At 54.8% G+C, this 20,398-nt stretch carries 21 protein-coding genes; 6 read left to right on the plus strand and 15 right to left on the minus strand.

Going from position 1 to position 20,398, the window contains the following annotated elements; translation table 11 throughout:
• Positions 1-117: 117 nt before the first annotated feature.
• The 15 genes from ACTNE6_RS19590 to ACTNE6_RS19660 all read right to left on the minus strand — a co-directional run bounded on the left by ACTNE6_RS19590 (position 118) and on the right by ACTNE6_RS19660 (position 13,641).
• Positions 118-1,038: a DUF3800 domain-containing protein gene (locus ACTNE6_RS19590; RefSeq protein WP_442497990.1), complete on the minus strand. Its 921-nt coding sequence runs from the start codon at positions 1,036-1,038 to the stop codon at positions 118-120.
• A 2-nt stretch (positions 1,039-1,040) separates the two neighbouring features.
• Positions 1,041-1,736: an IS630 family transposase gene (locus tag ACTNE6_RS19595; RefSeq protein WP_442497301.1), complete on the minus strand. Its 696-nt coding sequence runs from the start codon at positions 1,734-1,736 to the stop codon at positions 1,041-1,043.
• The gene (locus ACTNE6_RS19600) at positions 1,733-2,176 is read right to left on the minus strand and encodes a helix-turn-helix domain-containing protein (protein ID WP_268120897.1); all 444 of its coding nucleotides are present in this window, start codon (positions 2,174-2,176) and stop codon (positions 1,733-1,735) included. The genes ACTNE6_RS19595 and ACTNE6_RS19600 overlap by 4 nt, the downstream gene beginning before the upstream one ends.
• The gene (locus tag ACTNE6_RS19605; RefSeq protein ID WP_442497991.1) at positions 2,149-2,505 is read right to left on the minus strand and encodes a hypothetical protein; all 357 of its coding nucleotides are present in this window, start codon (positions 2,503-2,505) and stop codon (positions 2,149-2,151) included. Before ACTNE6_RS19605 ends, ACTNE6_RS19600 begins: the two co-directional genes overlap by 28 nt.
• Before the next feature lie 360 nt (positions 2,506-2,865).
• Positions 2,866-3,834, minus strand: coding sequence for a HEAT repeat domain-containing protein (locus ACTNE6_RS19610; protein WP_442497992.1), 969 nt, complete (start codon positions 3,832-3,834; stop codon positions 2,866-2,868).
• A 5-nt stretch (positions 3,835-3,839) separates the two neighbouring features.
• The gene (locus ACTNE6_RS19615; protein WP_442497993.1) at positions 3,840-4,067 is read right to left on the minus strand and encodes a 4Fe-4S dicluster domain-containing protein; all 228 of its coding nucleotides are present in this window, start codon (positions 4,065-4,067) and stop codon (positions 3,840-3,842) included.
• Positions 4,057-5,808: a fumarate reductase/succinate dehydrogenase flavoprotein subunit gene (locus tag ACTNE6_RS19620; protein ID WP_442497994.1), complete on the minus strand. Its 1,752-nt coding sequence runs from the start codon at positions 5,806-5,808 to the stop codon at positions 4,057-4,059. Before ACTNE6_RS19620 ends, ACTNE6_RS19615 begins: the two co-directional genes overlap by 11 nt.
• Positions 5,809-5,826: 18 nt before the next feature.
• Positions 5,827-6,672 (minus strand): amidohydrolase family protein, encoded by an 846-nt coding sequence (locus ACTNE6_RS19625; RefSeq protein WP_442497995.1) that lies wholly within the window; start codon positions 6,670-6,672, stop codon positions 5,827-5,829.
• Between the two features lie 310 nt (positions 6,673-6,982).
• On the minus strand, positions 6,983-7,732 hold the full coding sequence (locus ACTNE6_RS19630) for an ATP-binding cassette domain-containing protein (RefSeq protein ID WP_442497996.1): 750 nt from the start codon (positions 7,730-7,732) through the stop codon (positions 6,983-6,985).
• 22 nt (positions 7,733-7,754) lie between these two features.
• Positions 7,755-8,549, minus strand: coding sequence for an ABC transporter permease subunit (locus ACTNE6_RS19635; protein WP_442497997.1), 795 nt, complete (start codon positions 8,547-8,549; stop codon positions 7,755-7,757).
• Positions 8,546-9,706 carry an FMNH2-dependent alkanesulfonate monooxygenase gene (gene ssuD, locus ACTNE6_RS19640; RefSeq protein ID WP_442497998.1) on the minus strand — a complete coding sequence of 387 codons (1,161 nt, stop codon included), beginning with the start codon at positions 9,704-9,706 and terminating at the stop codon, positions 8,546-8,548. The genes ACTNE6_RS19635 and ssuD overlap by 4 nt, the downstream gene beginning before the upstream one ends.
• 75 nt (positions 9,707-9,781) lie before the next feature.
• Positions 9,782-10,756 carry a sulfonate ABC transporter substrate-binding protein gene (locus ACTNE6_RS19645; protein WP_442497999.1) on the minus strand — a complete coding sequence of 325 codons (975 nt, stop codon included), beginning with the start codon at positions 10,754-10,756 and terminating at the stop codon, positions 9,782-9,784.
• A gap of 19 nt (positions 10,757-10,775) precedes the next feature.
• Entirely contained in the window at positions 10,776-11,345 is a 570-nt protein-coding gene (gene ssuE, locus ACTNE6_RS19650) for an NADPH-dependent FMN reductase (protein ID WP_442498000.1), read from the minus strand.
• Between the two features lie 49 nt (positions 11,346-11,394).
• Positions 11,395-12,639 (minus strand): hypothetical protein, encoded by a 1,245-nt coding sequence (locus ACTNE6_RS19655; protein WP_442498001.1) that lies wholly within the window; start codon positions 12,637-12,639, stop codon positions 11,395-11,397.
• 249 nt (positions 12,640-12,888) lie between these two features.
• Positions 12,889-13,641: a GntR family transcriptional regulator gene (locus ACTNE6_RS19660; RefSeq protein ID WP_228779268.1), complete on the minus strand. Its 753-nt coding sequence runs from the start codon at positions 13,639-13,641 to the stop codon at positions 12,889-12,891.
• Here ACTNE6_RS19660 and ACTNE6_RS19665 point away from each other — a divergent pair.
• The 6 genes from ACTNE6_RS19665 (at position 13,640) to ACTNE6_RS19690 (ending at position 20,329) form a co-directional block, all read left to right on the plus strand.
• Positions 13,640-13,876, plus strand: a complete 237-nt coding sequence (locus ACTNE6_RS19665; protein WP_442498002.1) for a hypothetical protein — start codon at positions 13,640-13,642, stop codon at positions 13,874-13,876. The genes ACTNE6_RS19660 and ACTNE6_RS19665 overlap by 2 nt on opposite strands.
• Before the next feature lie 350 nt (positions 13,877-14,226).
• Positions 14,227-14,700 carry a (2Fe-2S)-binding protein gene (locus tag ACTNE6_RS19670; protein WP_442498003.1) on the plus strand — a complete coding sequence of 158 codons (474 nt, stop codon included), beginning with the start codon at positions 14,227-14,229 and terminating at the stop codon, positions 14,698-14,700.
• Entirely contained in the window at positions 14,697-16,949 is a 2,253-nt protein-coding gene (locus ACTNE6_RS19675) for a molybdopterin cofactor-binding domain-containing protein (protein ID WP_442498004.1), read from the plus strand. The genes ACTNE6_RS19670 and ACTNE6_RS19675 overlap by 4 nt, the downstream gene beginning before the upstream one ends.
• Positions 16,950-17,001: 52 nt before the next feature.
• Entirely contained in the window at positions 17,002-18,114 is a 1,113-nt protein-coding gene (locus ACTNE6_RS19680; protein WP_442498005.1) for an XdhC family protein, read from the plus strand.
• Positions 18,098-18,298: an NTP transferase domain-containing protein gene (locus ACTNE6_RS19685; protein WP_442498006.1), complete on the plus strand. Its 201-nt coding sequence runs from the start codon at positions 18,098-18,100 to the stop codon at positions 18,296-18,298. Before ACTNE6_RS19680 ends, ACTNE6_RS19685 begins: the two co-directional genes overlap by 17 nt.
• Before the next feature lie 378 nt (positions 18,299-18,676).
• The gene (locus ACTNE6_RS19690; RefSeq protein ID WP_442498007.1) at positions 18,677-20,329 is read left to right on the plus strand and encodes a choice-of-anchor X domain-containing protein; all 1,653 of its coding nucleotides are present in this window, start codon (positions 18,677-18,679) and stop codon (positions 20,327-20,329) included.
• Positions 20,330-20,398 lie beyond the last annotated feature (69 nt).

Below are 20,398 nucleotides of genomic sequence, written 5' to 3' on the forward strand. Positions count from 1 at the left end.
GGGCCAGATTTTAACGATGAAATCCCCATAGCTCATAGGATGCACTGAACGCAGTGACGCGCATCGAGCGCGAACGATGCGGTTCATACCTCACCGCATCCTACCGCGCTCATATCCTTAGGTAAGTGAACGCACTTTCTCACGATGTTTCTCAACCAAACTTTCGGCTAATTGCTTCTGTTCGTTGGTAAGGTCCTCGAATCTAGGTAGTAGCTTCTCAAACTCCATGAACCTCCTCTCCATTCCCTCCACTGAAATACCATCAATTGAACTTCGGCGGCCAAATATCGACCACAAGTAGCCGAGTTCATTTGGTAGTTCCTGTCTGGAAATGATCTTATTTGCAATCCAGAGGTACACATCTACTATTTGTAACCCAATGGAATCTGCGCTTTTTGAGATAGTTAACTCTCGATCAGGTAATCCTTTGTTTACTATTTCTGCTTCTTCCAAGGTGGCGAACAATGGATGCTTGAGGTAGTAATTTTTTTCTTTATGAGGTGCTTTCTTAAGACCTTCAGCAAGTCTTGCCTGGTAATAATGTGTACCAATCTGCGCATTGTTAAATTGGTGCTGCCTGTCAACGATTATTGATGAAGCTTTTTTCCTATTTTTCTTTCTAACTCTTCGCGCTATGCACGACACGACAAACTGAAAACCAACAGCGTTTGGCGAGACCATCTTTCGATCCGGATGTCCGAAATCCAACTCCAAAGGCTTTGCTATCCCATAATTTAGAGCATCGACAATAATCTCCTTTGATCTGGCATCAAGATCCGAGGATTCTGCTCGCCTTTTGACTTCAGTTAGGAGTCGAACAATATCGTCCTTATAGTTCTCGATTCTCTTTTCTATGCATAATCGCCAAGATTCACGAAGAAGAGGTTCATCAAACAATATGGCTAACTTGTGAATTAGAAGATATCTCATGGGTGTCCAATAGACATCCCATTTAACCGCTTCATTTAGCCCGGCATCGAATACAGAATCAAAAAACAAAACAAGTGCGTAATCGGGCTTTTCAATAAAGTAGTGCATTGTCACAGCTTAATTTTAGGGTAAATGGATTTCAGTTTCGTTCGTGCATCGTCCACTTTCATCTGCCAATCGACACCGCGTTGTTTGCTATTAACAGAGCTCGACCAGGCGCTAATTTCAGTCCGTAAGGTTTCCATGTCACCGAACCTTCGATGCGCCAGGCACTGTCGGGTCAGGGTACTCAACTCATTTTCAGCGATATTCAACCAACTGCCATGCTTGGGCGTCTGGCAAAACTTGATCCGCCGTACGAGGTTGCGGGCACGTTCGGGTTCGAAGACCTCATAAAAGGCTCCTTTGGTATGGGTGTTGAGATTGTCGCTCACCAGCGTCACCACGGGACACTGGGCATAACGCCCTTCCAGCAAGCGGGCCACTTCTTTGGCCCAATCTGCTTTGGTGCGCTGAGGGCGGGCCGTCACCTCGCGCCATCCGACTAACGGCTCGGTAAACAGGAACAAGCTGGCGGTGCCGGCACGCTCGTATTCGTAATCGACCCGTGGCGGCTGCGTCAGCGTCCCCGGTCGTGGCGTACGGGTCTCTTTGATCAACTGTATCGGTTGTTCGTCCATGCAAAGGACCGGATGCGCGGCCTCATACGGTCGCGCATACACGTCCAGCACCTCTTCCATTGCAGCCACAAATTCGGCGTCCTGCTCGGGCGGAATCACCCCATAGGCAATCGCCCGCTGCGTCATGCCGTTTTTTTAATCAGCTTGCGGACGGTCTCATGGCTGATGGCGTCTACAATCCCCAGTTCCACGACGCGCCCGGCCAACAGCCGCAGGCTCCAGCGCGCATAGCCTGCCGGCGGCGATCCCAAGCGCGTGGCGATAATGCGCGCTTCCTGTGCCCCGTCCAATAACCTCGGGGTCGGCGGATACTCGCGTTTTCGGCCTTCCAACGCCCGTTCAAAGCCCTCTTCGACAAAGCGCTGGCGGATCTTTTCGACCGTGTTGATCCGGCATGCGTAGGCCTCCGCAATCCGCTGGTCTGTCCAACCCGGGCCATTCGCATCGGCCTTGAACAGAATCTGCGCACGCCGGACTTTTTGTGAGCTGCCTTGAAGTTTTTTGATCACCTCTTGAAGATGATGACGTTCCGTATCGCTCAGGCGGACAATGTATTTCTTGGGCATGTCTCGTCTCCGGTTTGGGAAAGAAGCCTATTAGACAGTTTTAGGTAGCCCATATTCTTAGCGTTGGCAGTGCAGTAGTAATCAAAATCGAACTCCATTTTTCTTTGGATTTCGATCAATAATGGCGCAATCCTAACGAGCCCTCCAAAACCGAGCTGGTTAGCGTGAATTTGTCCGTCTCCGATTTCGCGTTGAATTTCTTTATGAATATCCGTGCAGAGTGCGTCTACGTTTCTTAAGCTCGAAAGAACACCGTAACTCAAACGTGGTTGAGCGGAGTCAAACAAATTGTTGCCAGTATTTCCCGCTTCGTCGATGTGAAAGTACATATATTGTGCCTAACAAGTGATTAAATAGCGCGGTAGGCTGGGTTGGTAACCCCAGCATTCGGCCGCCCATGCCGGGTTTCCGCTAAAGCTCCAACCCAGCCTACACAGGCTGTTAAAAGAACTCGCTTTCGGGTGCGACAAATCGGCAGGCTGGCCGATTGGCACGGCATAGCCGCCTGTCAAGGGAAAAACAGGGAGGTTTTTCGTGAAAACCGATTCAAATAACGTCGCGGTAGCGACACCTTAAATAATAAAAATGGTTAAGGCAATCTAAATTCGAACACCTGCTTAATATCAGTTATGGATACAAACAGCGAAGAATTGCAAGCCATGGCTCGGCCATATCGAAATCATGGCCGCTTATTGGTCCTGCCATTTGATATCAGGCAGATCGTGCAAAGCCCTGATTCGGCAACAGGCCAGATTTGCGGCCTTGCGCACATCCGGGTCCGGATCGCTTGCAGCCTCAAGCAACAGATCGAGCGCTGCCGGATCGGCAATTTCTCCCAACGCCAGCGCGGCCTCTTTGCGCAAATTGCTGACAGGATCGAAAAGCAAACCACACAACGCCGCCACGGCGTTGCACTCCCTGAGTCGTCCGAGACTATGAGCAGCCTTAAGGCGCACCTGCCAGTGGCTGTCAGTCAAAGCGGCAATCAAGGCGGGTGCAAGTGCTTGCAGCCCCAGCTTGCCTGTTACCGCAGCCGCGGTCTCGCGCACCTGCCAGTCCGAGTCCGCCAGCGCCGATTGCACAGCGCTGCTTACTAAGGCCTCGGACGAAAAGCCTATCGCCCCGACAGCGGCTCGCCGCACTTCGGCATCGGGATCGTTTGTTGCCAGCACGACCATCTGCGGCAAAGCCGAATGAGCTTTTAGCCAGCCCAGCACGGCTACGGCTTCCCGGCGGACATGAGCCTCTTCATCCGACAAGCCCTTGAGCGCCGGCAGCGTTGCCTCAGGCAGGCGCAGTTCGCGCAACGCCCGGAAAATCGCGGCGCGAACGCCGGCATCGCTATTGTTTGCCTGTTCCAGCAGCAAGGCGCCGATCGCGGGATTTTTAACGGCGCTCAGCGATTGGGCCGCGGCTTCCCGTACCGCGGGTTCACTATCTTCCAGGGCCTTCAACAGCCCGGCCACTGCCGCCGGACTATCCTGAGCCTCCAACGCTTTTGCCGCTTCCAGACGCACGTCCTTGGCCGGATCTGCCAGCGCGGCGATTAAAACGGGTTCGGCGGCATCCGGGTCCAGTTCGTCCAGCAGCGACATCAGCGCCACGCGGCGCACGACGGGGTCGGCATGGGAGAGACGGTCAGTTAATGCAGAGTCCATAGCTGTCACCGCAACAAATAGGGAATATTCACAGTAATGGCCTGGGTCGGGCAGTCCTTCTCGCAGGGAAGGCAATACCAGCACTCGTCGTACTTCATGCCGGCCTTGCCCGTTGCCGGGTCTATGGCCAGCACGTCCAGCGGGCAGACATCGATGCATACCGTACAGCCTTTGTCGGCTATGCAAGCCTCCAGATTCACTTTGACTGGAAAATCGATAGGATTAAACGCCATAGTGTTCTCCTGATGAATTCGTTTGTCGGGGCTGAATGCGCAATTGCCGGTAGACTTTCTTTTCAGCCTCCTCCAGCTCTACCAGATAAGGCTCCAGCGCCCGCTTGAACACCTGCATGTTGCCGCTGCGGTCTTTCTTGACTTGAACATGCACCTGCCAGTCCGCGTCATTGCGCTCGGGATAGTCCTGCCGGTAGTGGTAAAGCCCCCAGCGGCTTTCCGTGCGGAACAGCGAAGCCCGGGCCGCCATTTCGGCGCAGTCCAGGATAAAGCCGACTTCGGCGGCCCGCATGAGTTCATGCGGGTTCGACACGGCCATTTTTTGCAGATCGGCGCGGATGTCTTCAAAGCGCCTGAGGCCGATTTCCATGCGCCGCGCCACTTTCGGCGGCTGCAGGTAGTCATTCACCAACCGACGCAACTTGAATTCAACCTGGGCCGGCGAAAGCCCCTGTCCGCGCGTGAGCGGCGCGAAAATGCGCTGGCGCTCGGCTTCCACTTGCTGCGCGTCAATAGCCGCAAATGCCGTAGCTGCACAGTAATCGGCCGCCGATTCACCGGCCAGCCGGCCGTACACGAAAGCGCCCAGCATGTAATTGTGCGGCACGCAGGCCAGATCACCCGCCGCATACAAACCCGGCACCGTGGTTTCGGCGCGCTCATTGACCCACACGCCGGAGGCGCTATGGCCGCTGCACAAACCGATTTCGGAGATGTGCATTTCGACCATGTCGGTCCGGTAATCGGTGCCGCGCCCCTGATGAAAGCGGCCGCGGCTGGGCCGTTCGTTGCCGTGCAGGATATTTTCGATGTTGGCGACAGTTTCCTCGGCCAGATGGTTGAGCTTCAGGAAAACCGGCCCCTTGCCGCCCGCCAGTTCCTGATAGAACTCCTGCATCATCTGCCCGCTCCAGTAATCGGACTCGATGAAACGCTCGCCCCGGGCATTGGCCGTATAGCCGCCCATGGGGCCGGTGACGTAGGCGCAAGCAGGGCCGTTGTAATCCTTGATCAAGGGGTTGATCTGGAAGCATTCGATGCCCGACAGCTCCGCTCCGGCGTGATACGCCATGCTGTAACCGTCGCCGGCGTTGGTGGGGTTTTCATAGGTGCCGAACAAATAGCCTGACGCAGGCAGGCCCAAACGCCCTGCCGCTCCAGTGCACAGGATCACCGCTTTGGCGCGGATGACGGTATAAACGCCCGTGCGGCAATCAAAAGCCAGCGCCCCGGCGGCCTGTCCGTCAGGCCCTGCGAGAACGCGCGTCGCCACTAACCGATTGGTGATGTCCACGCGCGCCTGCTTCAGCTTGCGATACAGCACTTTCTTGATGTCGTGCCCTTCCGGCATAGGCAGGACGTAGGTCCCCATGTGATGAACCTTTTTGACGGCGTAATCACCGTTTTCATCCTTCTCGAATCTGACGCCCCAGCTATCCAGTTCTTCGATCATAGCGTAGCTGTTTTCTGCATAGGCGAACAGCGTCTTCTGGTTGACGATGCCGTCATTGGCGACCGTGATTTCCCGGACATATTGCTCCGGGGTGGCGTAGCCCGGAATGACGGCATTGTTGAGGCCGTCCATGCCCATCGAGATGGCGCCGCTGCGTTTGACATTGGCTTTTTCCAGCAGCAGCACTTTCAGCGCCGGATTTTTTTGTTTGGCTTTGATGGCGGCCATAGGCCCTGCCGTGCCGCCGCCGATGACCAGGATATCGACTTCTATATTATGAGTTTCCATAATGGCTAATAAGTTTTTCTAAAGTTCGAGTTTCAGCAGCCGTTCGGCATTCCTGAACAGCACGTTGTCCAGTACCTGTTCATGCAGGCCCAGCGTCAGAAAGTCATCGACGGTCTGGCCCATAGCCCGGAAGGGATAAGAGGTGCCGAACAGCAGCTGGTCGCGCATGAAGCCATTGGCGGCCCGGACATATAAACTGCCGCCGGGCTGGAAAATATACATATCCGGAACGACGTAGACGTTTTCATAGCGAAACGCGACGCCTATCATTTCGTTCACGTAAGGATAGAAGCCGTGGTAGCAGACAATCGGCAAACGGGGAAACGCGCGGGCAACCCCGCCCACCGCGGCCGGATTGGCATGTTCCAAATTCGGCGTTGTCGGTCCGGACATCAGGAAAACCGGGATGCCCAGTTGATCGCAGGCCTCATAAATCGGATAAAGGGAAGGATCGTCCGCCTTGAGCGCAGGGTTGCCGAACCCCGGCTCGATATTGATGCCGGCCAGCCCGAGTTGCTTGACGGCGCGCTCGATTTCATCAAGCGCATTCGGTTTCTGCGGATCGACCGAGGCAATGCCGATGAGCTCTTTATGGGGCGCCGTGATCTCCAGAATCCGGTCATTGGCAATCGACAAGGCCGGCGTATCGCGCCCGACCACGACGGCTGCCGCAATGCCCGCCTCGCGCACTTCCTCGACAAAGGCTTCGGCTGTCCGCGAGCGGACAAAATGCGCGTCGTTTTTCGAGCCCACGCGCCGGTTCAGCCATCTGGCTGTTTCGTATTCGGCCGTGCCGGGCGTTGCGCCGTAAAAGTCATGCAGAAACGACGGCCGGCTGCGCATATCTATTATTTTTCTTTTCATCTTTATCTCAATTCGAAATTAACAGGGCTGCCCGTTTTACAGGCAAAATGCTTAAACGATCTCTGGCGTATTCAGCCTGTGTAGGCTGGATTGGAGCTTTAGCGGAAACCCGGCATAGGCGGCTCTACCCTGCTGCCCTGCCAAAATCAAGGCGAAATCCACTGTAGGGTACGCATTGCGTACCTTCTCAGCGTCTAAATCAAGCCTCAAAAGGTACGCGATGCGTACCCTACAAAGCTTCAGTCGCCCAGGATAAAAGGCGACTGAAGTCGCCCCCACAGGCTTGTCAATGTCGCAATGCCGGGATCAGTTAAACGATCTCCGGCGTATTCAGCACGCGGTGCAGTATTTCTTCTTCCAACTGAATCAACCTGGGGTTGTCGCGGTGGCGCGGGTGCGGCAAATCGACACGGATATCCAGGTCGATTTTGCCGCCATCGAGCAGAATGACGCGATCGGCCAAGGTGACCGCTTCCGAAATGTCGTGCGTCACCAGGACGGCCGTGAATCCGCTTTCCAGCCAGACTTTTTCTATCAATTGCTGCATCTCTATCCGGGTCAACGCGTCCAGCGCCCCCAGCGGCTCATCCAGCAGCAACAGGCGCGGCTCGTGCACCAGGGCGCGGGCCAGCGCCACGCGCTGCCGTTGCCCGCCCGACAGCACGGACGGCCAGTCATTGGCCCTGGATTCAAGCCCGACATGCCTTAACGCCTCCAGCGCCCTGGCCTTTCCCGCCTTGCCAAGGCCCAGGCCGACGTTATCGAGCACCCGCTGCCAGGGCAGCAGGCGCGCTTCCTGAAACATGACCCGGGCATGGCCGTTGAGCTGCCGGTGCACTTTGTCATCGTAAAAAACGGTGCCTTCATCCGGCTGGTCCAGCCCTGAAATCAGCCGCAACAAGGTGCTCTTGCCGCAACCGCTTCGCCCGACAATGGCGACAAAACTGCCCGGTTCGATCACCAGATTTAAATTTTCCAGAACGGTCAGTTCGCCAAATCTTTTGCTTACCTGTTGCAGTTTGAGCGTAAGACTGGATGTATGCTTTGAATTTGCTTTCATTGCGAAAATTGCGCTGCTTGCCTTATTTGTGGTTAAAACCGGGATGCCATTGCAGAATGCGCCCTTCAAGAAAATGGACCGCCGTATCGGCCAGCTTGCCCAGCAGGGCGTAGATCAGAATGGCCAGAATCACGACATCCGTCTGCATGAACTCGCGGGCGTTCATCGCCATGTAGCCGATGCCGGAGGTGGTGGCGATGGTTTCGGCGACGATCAGTGTCAGCCACATGAGTCCCAGCGAATAGCGCAGCCCCACCAGGATGGAAGGCAGCGCGCCCGGAAAGATAATCTGGGAAAACAGCTGCCAGGGGCTCAGGCCGTATACGCGGCCCATCTCGATCAGTTGAGGATCGGTCGTTTTTATGCCGTGATAGGTGTTGGCGTAGATCGGGAAAAACACCCCCAGCGTCACCAGAAACACCTTGCCTTCCTCGCCGATGCCGAACCAGATGATGACCAGCGGAATCAACGCCAGATGCGGCACGTTTCTGACCATCTGCACAGTGGTATCGAGAAAACGCTCCGCGGTCCTGAACAAGCCGTTCAAAAGCCCCAGCAGAAAGCCGATGCTGCCGCCGATCAAAAGCCCCCAGCTTGCGCGCTCGGCGCTGGCGAGGATGTTTTTCGCCAGTTCCCCGGACGCGGTCAGGTTAACCGCCGAGTTGACGATATCGAAAGGCGCCGGCAAAATCCGGGAAGAAATCCAGCTGTTCTGGGCGGCAATGCACCAGGCGACAATCAGGAAAACCGGCAAGAACCACCCTGAAATCCGACCGATCAGTTTTGACCGGCCAGGCAACAGTTGACCGATGCTCATGATGCACCGACCTTCAATTCCGATGACACCTCGACATGGCCGGTATCGCCGACCGGGCTCAAATAAACGACGGCATCTTCTTTCTGCTTGCCGGCGTTGACAGGCAGCAGCGGAAACAGCAATTCCGCGACGCGATAGGCTTCTTCCAGGTGCGGATAGCCGGACAGCACGAAATTGTCGATGCCCAGATCCGCATATTCCCTGATCCGTGCGGCCACTGTCTCCGGCGAGCCGACCAGCGCCGTACCGGCGCCGCCCCGAACCAGGCCGACGCCTGCCCACAGATTCGGCGACACTTCCAGCGCCTCGCGGGTGCGCGAGCCGCCCCACTGGGTCAGTTCCGCCATGCGCCGCTGGCCTTCGGAATCGGATCGCTTGAAAGCCTGTTGCGCCTTGGCTACCGCATCATCGTCGACATATTTGATCAGGTCTTCGGCGGCGGCCCAGGCCTCGTCGTCGGTTTCCCGCACGATTACGTGCAGGCGCAGGCCGAATTTCAGTGTTCTGCCATTTTTCGCGGCCTTCTCGCGCACATCGGCGATTTTTTCCGCCACTTGCGCGGGCGGCTCGCCCCAGCTCAAATACGCGTCCATCTCATTCGCCGCAAACTGATGCGCGGCAGGAGACGAGCCGCCGAAATACAGCGGCGGATGCGGTTTTTGTACGGAAGGGAAAAGCAGTCTGCCGCCCTCTATCCGGGTATGTTTGCCCTGAAAGTCCACTTTCCTGCCTTCCAGCAATTCCCGCCAGATATGCAGAAACTCCTCGGCATGCTCGTAACGGTCGTCATGCGATTGGAAAATCCCGTCCCCGGCCAGCTCGGCCGCATCGCCGCCAACGACCACATTCAGCAACAGCCTGCCGTCGGAGAACCGGTCCAGCGTCGATGTCATGCGCGCTGCCGCCGCCGGCGACAACACACCCGGTCTCAAAGCGACCAGAAACTTCAGGCGATTAGTCACGGAAACCAGCGACGACGCGACAATCCAGGCATCTTCGCAGGTGCGGCCGGTCGGAATCAAAACGCCTTCGTAACCCAGCTCATCGGCAGCGCGTGCAATTTGAGTCAGATAGTGATGATTCGCCGGCCGGGCATTGACGGCCGAGCCTAAATAGCGGCCATCGCCTTGAGTGGGTAAGAACCAAAAAATTTTCATAATACTGTCCCCTGATCGTTTGTTTATCCGGTTGATTTGAACTGCCGGAACCTTGGGCTCCGGCTACTGTAACGGTTATTTGCCCTGTGGCTGCCAGACGGCGTCCTGTACCTTGATTTGATTAGGCAGTAATTTGACGGCCAGCAGCGTATCGGCAATCTTCTGTTGAGCAGCGGTTACTTCCGGCTTCAGAGGTTCCGGGCCGTAGTTGCTGCGGCGCAAGGCTTTTTCCAGGATTTTGGCGTCGATGCCGACATGCGCCGCCAGTTTTTGGGATGCCTCAGCGGGATTTTCCTTGATCCATTGATCCGTTTTGCGGACTTCATCGAGCACCGCGTCGAGCAGCGCCGGATATTTTTCGGCGAAGTCGCGCCTTGAGGTATAGAACGCGTAGTTGTTCACGATGCCTTCACCGGTCGTTAAAGCGCGTGCGCCCAGCTGGATTTCGGCGGCGGCATAGAAGTAATCCCAGATCGACCAGGCCGCCACGTCGCCGCGTTCAAGAGCGGCCCTGGCATCCGCTGGCGCCAGATAGGCCACGCTGATGTCGTCCAGCGTCAGGCCGGCTTTCGCCAGGGCCTGGATCAGGAAAAAATGCGCGTTCGAACCTTTGGCGACCGCCACCTTCTTGCCTTTCAGATCGGCAATGGTCTTCAGTTCGGAATCGGCTTTGACGACAATGCCTTCGCCCTGTGGCGACGCGGGCTCATTGGCGATGTAGACAATGGAAGAACCCTTGGACGCCTGAGCGGCGACAGGCGGCGTTTCACCGGTAATGGCAAAATCCAGGCTGCCGGCGTTCAACGCTTCCAGCATTGGCGGCCCGAACTGGAACTCCGCCCAGTTCACTGTCACGCCGTGCTCTTGCAGACGTTTTTCCAGCTCGCCGGTCGATTTGAGGATGATCAAGGAGCCGTACTTCTGATAGCCCAGCGTGATTTCCTTCGGCCAGTCCTCGTCTGCCGCGTAAGCGGTGCCGGAAAGTGCTGTCGCCATAGCGGCAACTGCCATTAATGACTGAATGGCTGTAAAAAAGCGTTTCTTACTCATAAAATTCCCCCCGGGTTGATTAATATTCTGTTGGTTCATAGTCTTTTTGAGGTGTGGGCAAACCGGCTGCAAACACTAACGCGCGAACCTGTTCCCTGAGCCTTGCCTCGGCTTCATCGTCCAGCGACAAGAGCCCGTACGGGTCCCTTTGAATCAGGTCGTCCGAGACAAAAAAGCCGCTCAGCACATGCGTGGCGCCTAAAGCGGTCAACACGGGCTTCAGCGCGTAATCGATGGCGAGCAGGTGTTTTGAGGACCCGGCCGTCATGATCGGCAGGACGATTTTTTCGGCCAAGGATTTTTGCGGCAGCAGATCCAAAAAAGCTTTCAGCGCGCCGCTGTATGAAGCCTTGTAAACCGGAGACGCAACGATGACGCCGGCTGCGCGCCCGATTTGCCCGGTCACATGGTTCAGGTGCAGACTGTCCTTTCCGGCCCCGTAAATCAATTCTTGCGCGGGGATATCACGCACAGAAAGCAGTTGCGTGGAAAAACCATACGCTTCAACCTGGGCGAGTATCCGTTTCAGCAAGTCAGTGGATTTTGACTGTTCAGCTGTACTGCCTGCTATGGCAACAATATGAGACATATAAATTTATTCTCCTGATTTTTATCAATACGAATGGCTGTTCAATGCATTACAGCCAATAAATCAAACCGAAATAGAGCGATGTATCGTCCCGGTCAAAATCATGCTGGAGGCGAAGGTTTGAGCCCACGTGCTTGATGCGCCCGGCATAACCCAACAGGCCGCTGACGCCGTTTTCTCCGGGGTTTGGGCTGGTCATACCACCGCCAACGAATATGGAACTCAGCAAACTGTCATGTCCCAGCAATTGGCCCGGAAAGACGACCGCCTCCAGCGTTTCTTCCCGGCGATTATTGGGCAGCGCTTTGTTGATGTAGCGAAAATCGACCAGCTCGCCGAGCTCCCAGGTATTCAGACGCCTGTTGAAAGTAGGGTTTAAATAACCCAAGGGATTGGTAAACTCCATGCCGGTCGGTCCCATCGCCCGCCCTAACCGCGCTTCATGACTTAAAAAGCCGGTACGGAAACCCAGGCTGCCGCTTACCATCAGGTCCTTGGAGCCATCGACCTTGCCAATGGTGTTATCGATATATAAAACCTCGAGCGCAGGACGCAGCAACTGCCCGTGGTCCGGCATAACGTAACCAAAAGAGCTTCGCCACTGCTCGCCGTCGCTTCCCCATGAGGCCATCAGCTCTGTGTTGTACAGCGCGACGTAGCCGCCGGGATAATCCTTCCCCTGAAAATTCTGCCATTGCGTCGACAGAATGTACCTGATGCCCTGCCACTGATTTTTATAAGAGACCTTGGCAAACTGAATATCCTGGTCGCTGAATTCCCGGTCGACGAAACCGCCGCCAAAGCCCAGGCCGGAAGGCAGCCGGTATTCGCCCTGCACCTCGGTCTGGCTGCTGTCGCCGACGAACACTTCCTGCGCCCCCAGGAAGGCATCCCCTAGTTCCGGATGCGTCAGCAACGGGCGCACATAGCCACCGAAATAATGCGTGTCCTGTCCGCCGTTCTCAGGCGCTATGATCCCGTAACCGCCTTTAAAGACAGGTGACCAGAGAAAGCTGTTGACCTGAAAATCGCCATTGTCCTTGCGGTCGTAGAAGGTATCGATTTTTCCAAGTTTCAAGTAAGGCGAATCCATGTTGTCGGCATAGGCATCAGGCTGAACAACCCATAAAGATGCAAGAACCATGCTCTTGGCCAATGCCGATGAAAAGCCGTTTGTGCTCGGGCAACTGTCGCGCTCCGCTCCTGTGCTCCGGCTGAAACCTTCCTGATGGCTTGAAGAGTCGGATAACGGCACCATTACGGGCTCTTTAGCCTCAGATTCAAAAACAATCACAATTAAATTCCCCTTGTTTTAATTAACCTCCGGTTGTCCAGTCAGTTTTATTTATTTGTTCAAATTCAGCCTGCGTAGGCTGGGTTGGAGCTTTAGCGGAAACCCAGCACAGGCGGCCGAAATGCTGGGTTTAGCAACCCAGCCTACCGCTAATTCACCTCCGGTTGTCCGGTCAGTTTTATTTATTTGTTCAAATTCAGATTTTTAACAGGCCCGCAATCCGGCCTGCCATGAGTCATGCCGTGCCTGTTATCTCGCGACTCTTAGCCGGAATTGAAAATTGTCCGCCCGACAGTACAGGTATTCAAAATCCAGCGGAATGCCGTCACTGTTGTGGGTGAGCCGCTCGATGCGTAGAATCGGCGAATCCTCGGTGACCTGCAGTAACCCGGCTAGCTCCGCATCGGCCAGCACTGCGTCGATAGTCAGGTCGGCATAGCCAAGTGGAATGCCGTAATCGTTCTCCTGGATCAGGAAAAGATCGCGGGTAGTCAGGTCCTCTTTGGCGAGCCGTTCCCCGATGCTGACGCTCAAATAAGTGATGTCGAACGACACCGGCTCCCGGTTGAGATGGCGCACCCGCCTCAGTTCCGTCACCAGGCTGCCCTCCTCCAGGCCGAGCTGCTGCGCCACTTTCGCGCTGGCGGGCAGGAATTTCAGGCTGATCAGACGGTTGTAGATTTCGTGTCCCTGCTGCGACATCGCTTCGGCAAAGCCCTGCAGGCGCGCCAGCGATTGAAACGGTTTGGGCTTGGAAACGAACATGCCCTTGCCGACCACTTTGAAAAGCAGCCCTTCTTTCTCCAGTTCCCCCAAGGCCTGACGCACGGTGATGCGGCTGACGCCGTAGCGGCCGATCAGATCGCTTTCCGACGGCAGCCGCTGGTGAGGCTGGTAGGTGCCGTCAACGATATCGGCCCGCAGTTCGTCACGGATGCGCGCATACAGTGGCCCCGGCGCCTGCTGAGCGGAATTGTTGGGCGGCATGATAGGTATCGTCATGATAGGACTCGTCATTACAGGTTATTACTTGCACGTTTATTGCAAAACCGATGCCAAGTTTGGGCATAAATCGCCACATCTTGCTATGCCATTGATAATAGGAGGATTCTTAAGAGCGCAAAGCGCCAGGCAAGCCTGGTGCAGCCGGCGGGCGCCGCTCTGGGTTCTGCTGGATTATCAGCATCCGCTGTTGATTGACTGTTCGAAAATCAGCAGCGTCCGCAATAGCGCATAGCAATTTAATTTGCTTGCAAAGGAAAGAGACAGGCTGATCAGAATGTTGCCTGACAAACAGTAGCTGTTATTCCGCTGTTGATTCAGCAACAGGTCGTCGCTGTGCAAGCGAGACGGGGTTTGCAACTGCCAAACATCTCGGACGGGGCAACATGCCCCGTCCAGCCGCGAGTTTAACCCCTCCCTATCCGGTATGAATCTTGCGTTCGTTAAACGGAACCACCGTATTGTCTTTATCCGATCGATAGGAGCAGATGAAAGTATGATTTTTTACCTTGACCCTCCCGCCGGTGAACGATGAAGCTTACGCGGATAACTTTTTCCCTCGATCTATAAGCGAATCCATTTCCTATGAGCAAATACACACTCAACGTCAACGGCGAGCCGAGAACCGTGGACGTTGCCTCTGACACCCCTTTGTTGTGGGTGCTGCGCGATCATCTCAACCTGGTCGGCGCCAAGTTCGGCTGCGGCATCGGCCAGTGCGGCGCCTGTACCGTGCATATCGACGGCGTGCCTACCCGGGCCTGCCTGATCCCTGTCTCCAGCGTCGGAAAAAACCGGATCACCACGATTGAAGGACTGGCCTCGGACGGCAAGCACCCCTTGCAGCAGGCCTGGCAGGAACTCGATGTGCCGCAATGCGGTTATTGCCAGGCCGGCCAGATCATGACCGCCGCCGCGCTGCTGAAAAAAAACCCGCATCCATCGGACCAGGACATCGACGCCGCTTTGGCCGGCAATCTGTGCCGTTGCGGCACTTATCTCCGTATTCGCGCGGGCATCCATCGTGCGGCTGAAATCGCCGGCAAGGAGTCAATATGAGTGCAGATCTTCTTGAAAATGCCGGCCGCCGCGACTTTCTGCGCAAGTCCGCGCTGACCGGCGGCGGCCTGATCCTCGGCTCTTATCTGAATACGGCCTACAGCGCGGCGAATCTGGTCACCAAGCCGTCCGCCCTCGCTGAAACGGAGTCGTTCAGACCCAATGCCTTCATCCGCATCGCTCCGAGCGGCGCGGTGACGCTGATCAGCAAGCAGCCTGAGATCGGCCAGGGTATCAAGACCTCCTTGCCCATGATCATCGCCGAAGAACTGGAGGTCAACTGGAAGGATGTTCTCATCATCCAGGGCGACCTCGACCCCGCTTACGGCAGCCAGAATGCCGGCGGCTCGCGCTCGACGCCGACCAATTACGAGGAGTTCCACCGGCTCGGCGCGACCGCGCGCACCATGCTCGTCGAAGCGGCCGCGCGGATCTGGGTGCTTCCCGCAGCGGAACTCATCGCCCGGGACGGCGCCGTCCATCATCCGGCCACCGGACGCAAGCTTGGCTACGGTCAACTGGTCGCCACGGCCGCCGACCTGCCGGTTCCCGACGCCGAATCGGTGCGACTGAAATCGCCTGAAAATTACAAGCTGCTCGGCACGCGCATCGGCGGCGTCGACAATCCGTCCATCGTGACCGGCAAGCCTCTGTTCGGCATCGACGTCCAGCTGCCGGGCCTGCTTTATGCGGTCTATGAGAAATCGCCGGCTTTCGGCGGCAAGGTCGTCAGCGCCAATCTGGACGAGATCAGGTCGCTGCCCGGCGTGCGCGATGCCTTCATTATCGAAGGCGGCACCGATCTCAAGGGCTTGCTGCCCGGCGTGGCCATCGTCGCCGACTCGACCTGGGAGGCCTTCAGCGCCCGCAAACAGCTAAAGGTCGTCTGGGATGAAGGCAAGGTAGCGGCGGAAAGCTGGGCGGGCTTCACCGCCAGGGCTCAGGAACTGTCCAGGCAGCCCGGCGCCGAGGTTCTGCGCAATGACGGCGATGCCAAGGCGGCGCTCGAGAAAGCCGATAAAACGGTCGAAGCGGCTTACAGTTATCCTTTCATCTCGCACGCCAGCATAGAGCCGCAGAATAGCACCGCCTGGTACAAGGACGGGGCGATTGAAATCTGGGCGCCCACGCAGAATCCCGAAGCCGGCCAGAAAATCGTCTCGCAGACACTGGGCATCCCCAAAGACCGGATCACCCTGCACATTACCCGCAGCGGCGGCGGTTTCGGGCGGCGCCTGATACCGGACTATATTATCGAAGCGGCAGCCATCGCCCAGCGCGTGGCGGCGCCGGTCAAGCTGACCTGGACGCGCGAGGACGACCTGCGCCATGACCAGTACCGCGCCGGCGGCTTCCACTTCCTGCGCGGCGGTCTCGACGGCAAGGGCAAACTGATCGCCTGGCACAACCATTTTGTAACGTTCGGCCACAAGGTCATCGTGGACGGCAAGCCGTCGCTGGAACCCGGCAGCGGCGCCAACCTGTCCGGCGACGAATTTCCCGGTCGCTGGCTGGAAAACTGCCTCCTGGAGCAGACGCCTCTGGAATGCGGCATTCCGATGGGCCCCTGGCGCGCGCCGCGCAGCAACGTACTGGCCTGGGTGTTTCACAGCTTTATCGACGAGCTGGCGCATGCCGCCGGCCGCGACCCGCTGGAATTTCGCCTGGAAATCCTGGGCGACAAGGGCTTTCTCCTGGGCACCGGCAAGCAGGGCATCCCCTACGATGTCGACCGCATGAAGCACGTGTTGCGGCATGTGGCGGAAAAAGCCGAGTGGGGCAAGAAAACCTTTCCGCGCGGGCAGGGCCAGGGCATCGCCTTCCATTTCAGCCACCGCGGCTATATCGCGCAGGTCGCCGAGGTCACCGTGTCCAGGGAAGGCAAGCTCAAGGTTGACCGCGTCGTGGTTTCGACCGACATCGGCGCGCAAATCGTCAATCTCAGCGGCGCGGAAAATCAGGTGCAGGGATCGGTAGTCGACGGTCTCGGCGCGCTGATGTTCCAGGAACTGAATATCGAGAAGGGCCGCATCGTACAGAGCAATTTCGGCGATTATCCGATGATCCGCATCGACAATGCCCCGACGTGGGTGGACGTGCATTTTCTCAAGACCGACCATCCGGTGACCGGTCTCGGCGAACCGGCCCTGCCGCCCTTGGCCCCGGCCGTATGCAACGCGATCTTCGCCGCCACCGGCATACGCGTGCGCCAACTGCCCTTGCTGCGAACCGATCTGAGCTGGAGTTAGCATGCATAAAATCATCGATGAATTCACCGTTGGAAACAGCCCCGGATAAGTCATGGCCAATAGAATCAATCACCTGATCAATGCCTACCGGCAGCTGAAGCAACAGGCCGAAGACAGCGTACTGGCTACCATCGTTGAAACTTTCGGTTCGACTTATCAAAAAGCCGGTGCGCGCATGTTAATAACCCAACAAGGCAAATTGATCGGTTTGCTGGGCGGCGGCTGTTTCGAGCGGGATCTGATCGAGCAGGCGCAGTCGGTTTTCGAGACTGGCGAAGCCAAGACGGTTTTTTATGATATGCGCTCTCCGGATGACGTGGTCTGGGGACTGGGACTGGGCTGCAACGGCGCAGTCAGGATTTTGCTGCAGTTGTTGAAGGCGAAATATGATTTCAGCCCGCTGAATGTCATTGCCGATGCCGCCGAAGCCAATATACCCAGCGTTCTGGTCAGCATCTATGAATCCGGGCATCCCGACTTTCCGGTCGGCCATAATTTCTTACTGCTGGGCTCAGGCAACCGGCAGCTATTGACCACGACGCCTTCTCCTTTCATGGCGCCGACTTTGCAAACTTTATTGCAGCAAAAATCGCGCATTGAATCGCATGTAATCAACAATCAGGTCATTGGGGCATTTTACGATCCGCTCCAGCCGCCATTACAATTGCTGGTATTGGGCGCCGGCGCCGATGCCATTCCCCTCGTGCAATGTGCCAAGTCGCTTGGCTGGCGCGTCTCAGTGGTTGATCACCGGCCCGGCCATATCAAAAAAGAGCGTTTTCCACTGGCCGACTGCCTGCTTCATCTCATGCCGCAGGATCTGAACAGCAGTCTGGAACTGAATCGGTTCAACGCGCTGGTATTGATGACGCATAACATCGAATACGATGAGCGCTACCTCAAGTCGATCATGTACTCTGACATCCCATTTATCGGGCTGTTAGGTCCCTCGCATCGCAAGGACAGGCTGTTGCAAAGCCTCGGCAGCGATGCTTCACGTATAAGCAACCGGGTATTCGGGCCGGTCGGTCTGGATATCGGCGCTGAAACGCCGGAAGAAATCGCGTTGTCCATTATGGCCGGCATTCATGCCGAACTGAACGGACGTAGCGGGCGGCAACTGAGCCTTAAGGCCGCATCCGATTTACATGAATGCATACACTGATAACGTTTACGCCATTGTTCTGGCGGCCGACGCATCCAGCCGCATGGGCAGCCCCAAGCAATCACTCGCATGGGGCAACCGCTCCTTGCTGGAGAGCTCGATTCTGAATGCTGGCTCAATTTTGAACGGACGCGTCATCTCAGTCTTTCAGGGATTTGATCTTTCGATTCTCCGACTTTTTTAAATTGGCCGGATTTCGTCAGTCCATTGGATGTGCCGAGGCACGAGGCGCATTTTTCGCGATTGATGCGCTTCACTATGTTCAGCATATCCTATAGTTCTCAGTCCTTGCTCTTTGATCAATTGCACGACTTTAAGCTTGAAGCTGGAATCGAATTTCCTGCGTTTTTGAGTCATCATTTTCTCCGTTTAGGTAGAGTATTTTCCTCCTATAACGGTGTCCATCAAAATTAGACCACTACACTCATGGAGCGCCGGGCATAATAAATACAATATCTCTAACCGGAGCTAATGAAAAAAACCACGGAACTGTAATTGATGAACAATCACAAGATGAAGCAATTTCACAAGGTAAAAATGCGCTTGGATGGGGGGCTTTAAAATGAAAATATTTTCGTATATTAGCGGGTTAATTGTTGCTACTGTAAGTATAACAAGCCAGGCATTACCCCTCATCCCAATGGCTCAGGTTTTTCAAACCGAAAAGAATGGTTCCATTAGCGAACAATTTTTAATATCAAATGATAGCTTTTCTGCTTTCGTAACCGGAGCAAATAGCAGTGATATTACTTTGACATTACCTAATGGCACATTAATTAACGAAAGCAATGCCAGTAACTACGGCATTAATTGGTCAATTGATACAAGCGATATTAACAATGAATCCTTAATTACAATTGATTCAGATTCTGCGATCACAGGCACTTTTGCGTTTACAGTAAAGGCCCGAGATCAAGAAAAAGCAGGATTTTCTGTCTTGGAGGATCCAAGTTTGCAATATAGAACAATCATTGGAAATCCGTCACAGCCTATAACACCTAATACAGAAATACCATTTTCAGTAATACTGTATTATGCCGGTTTCCCAGCAACGGGAGCCACTATAAACGTTGGAGTATTAGATTCAACGGGAACGACCGTACGCCAATTAACGCTAAAAGATGATGGCCAAGCACCTGACCTTTCAGCGGGCGATGGCGTTTACACGACACTTACTAATCTTGATAAAACTGGCGATTATAAGACGGTGATCAACGCCAACTGGAACAACCATCGAGGGCGCGTTTACGAGGCTTTCTCAGTATCAGAGAAAGATGTTTCTATTTCAGGCCAATTCAATGTCAAGTTAGTCGATTCTGACAATAACAGTTTAATTAATAACGTCGTTCTAACGTTTGAGGAATTGCAGCCTCGCTTGCCGGGGACTTATTCAGTTACTGCTGAGATTAAAGACGCTTCAGGTACGAGTGTTACGGAAACTTCCTTGGTTAATCAGCCAGAAACGCCTCTAAGTGTCACTTTTGATGTAAAAAAATTAAAAACGTTAAGTGCTCAGCCTTGGCATGTTTCTTCGCTCAATATCTGGAAGGGCCCCAAAGTTTTAGGGGTATGGAATGATCTGGGTGAACTGAATATTGATATCAGTCATTTCGAGCGCGATCCTTTAATTGTTAAAGACATTGTCGGCGATCGAGGAATTGGTTCTGATGCGGATGGATTATTTGATAAATTAGAGATTGATGTTTCAATTGATACCTTGGTTTCAGGTAATTACGGTATTTCTGCTGACTTGCGTTCGACCAGTGATAATACCTTGATAGGGAGCACGGGAATCAGCCAACTCAGTCTGAATGCAGGAATAAATACGGTTATACTCCAATTTATGGGAAGCAATATTGGCGGAAGCGGCAAAGATGGTCCTTATAAATTGACTAATTTTTTAATTTATCCAAATTTTAATACCAGCGCCCAACTTGCTCAGTTAGTTGCTTTAGTAGGAGAAACCAGCGCCTATTCTTGCAGCCAATTTATAGGTTGCAATTCCAGTATGGAAAACGAGGTTATTAGAATTGCTAACGGCTTGTGTGAAAAGCTAGGTTATCAATTACTTGCAAAATTAAAATTAATTCAAGCAATTGCTAATAAACATCCGGATGTCGCTGAAAAACAACTGGAAGGATTGTATCAACGAACAAAAGCGATCGAAAGATCAGGCTCTTGCCCCCCTGCTGAGGGCTGGAGCGGCGATAAATGAAATCAAGCTTCTATAATCAATCGGCTTGATTGAGGAAGAAACCCAGCTTATTGAAATAATGGAAGCTGG

Origin of the sequence: Methylobacter sp. sgz302048 (assembly GCF_052162025.1) — a bacterium.
Taxonomy (GTDB): domain Bacteria; phylum Pseudomonadota; class Gammaproteobacteria; order Methylococcales; family Methylomonadaceae; genus Methylobacter.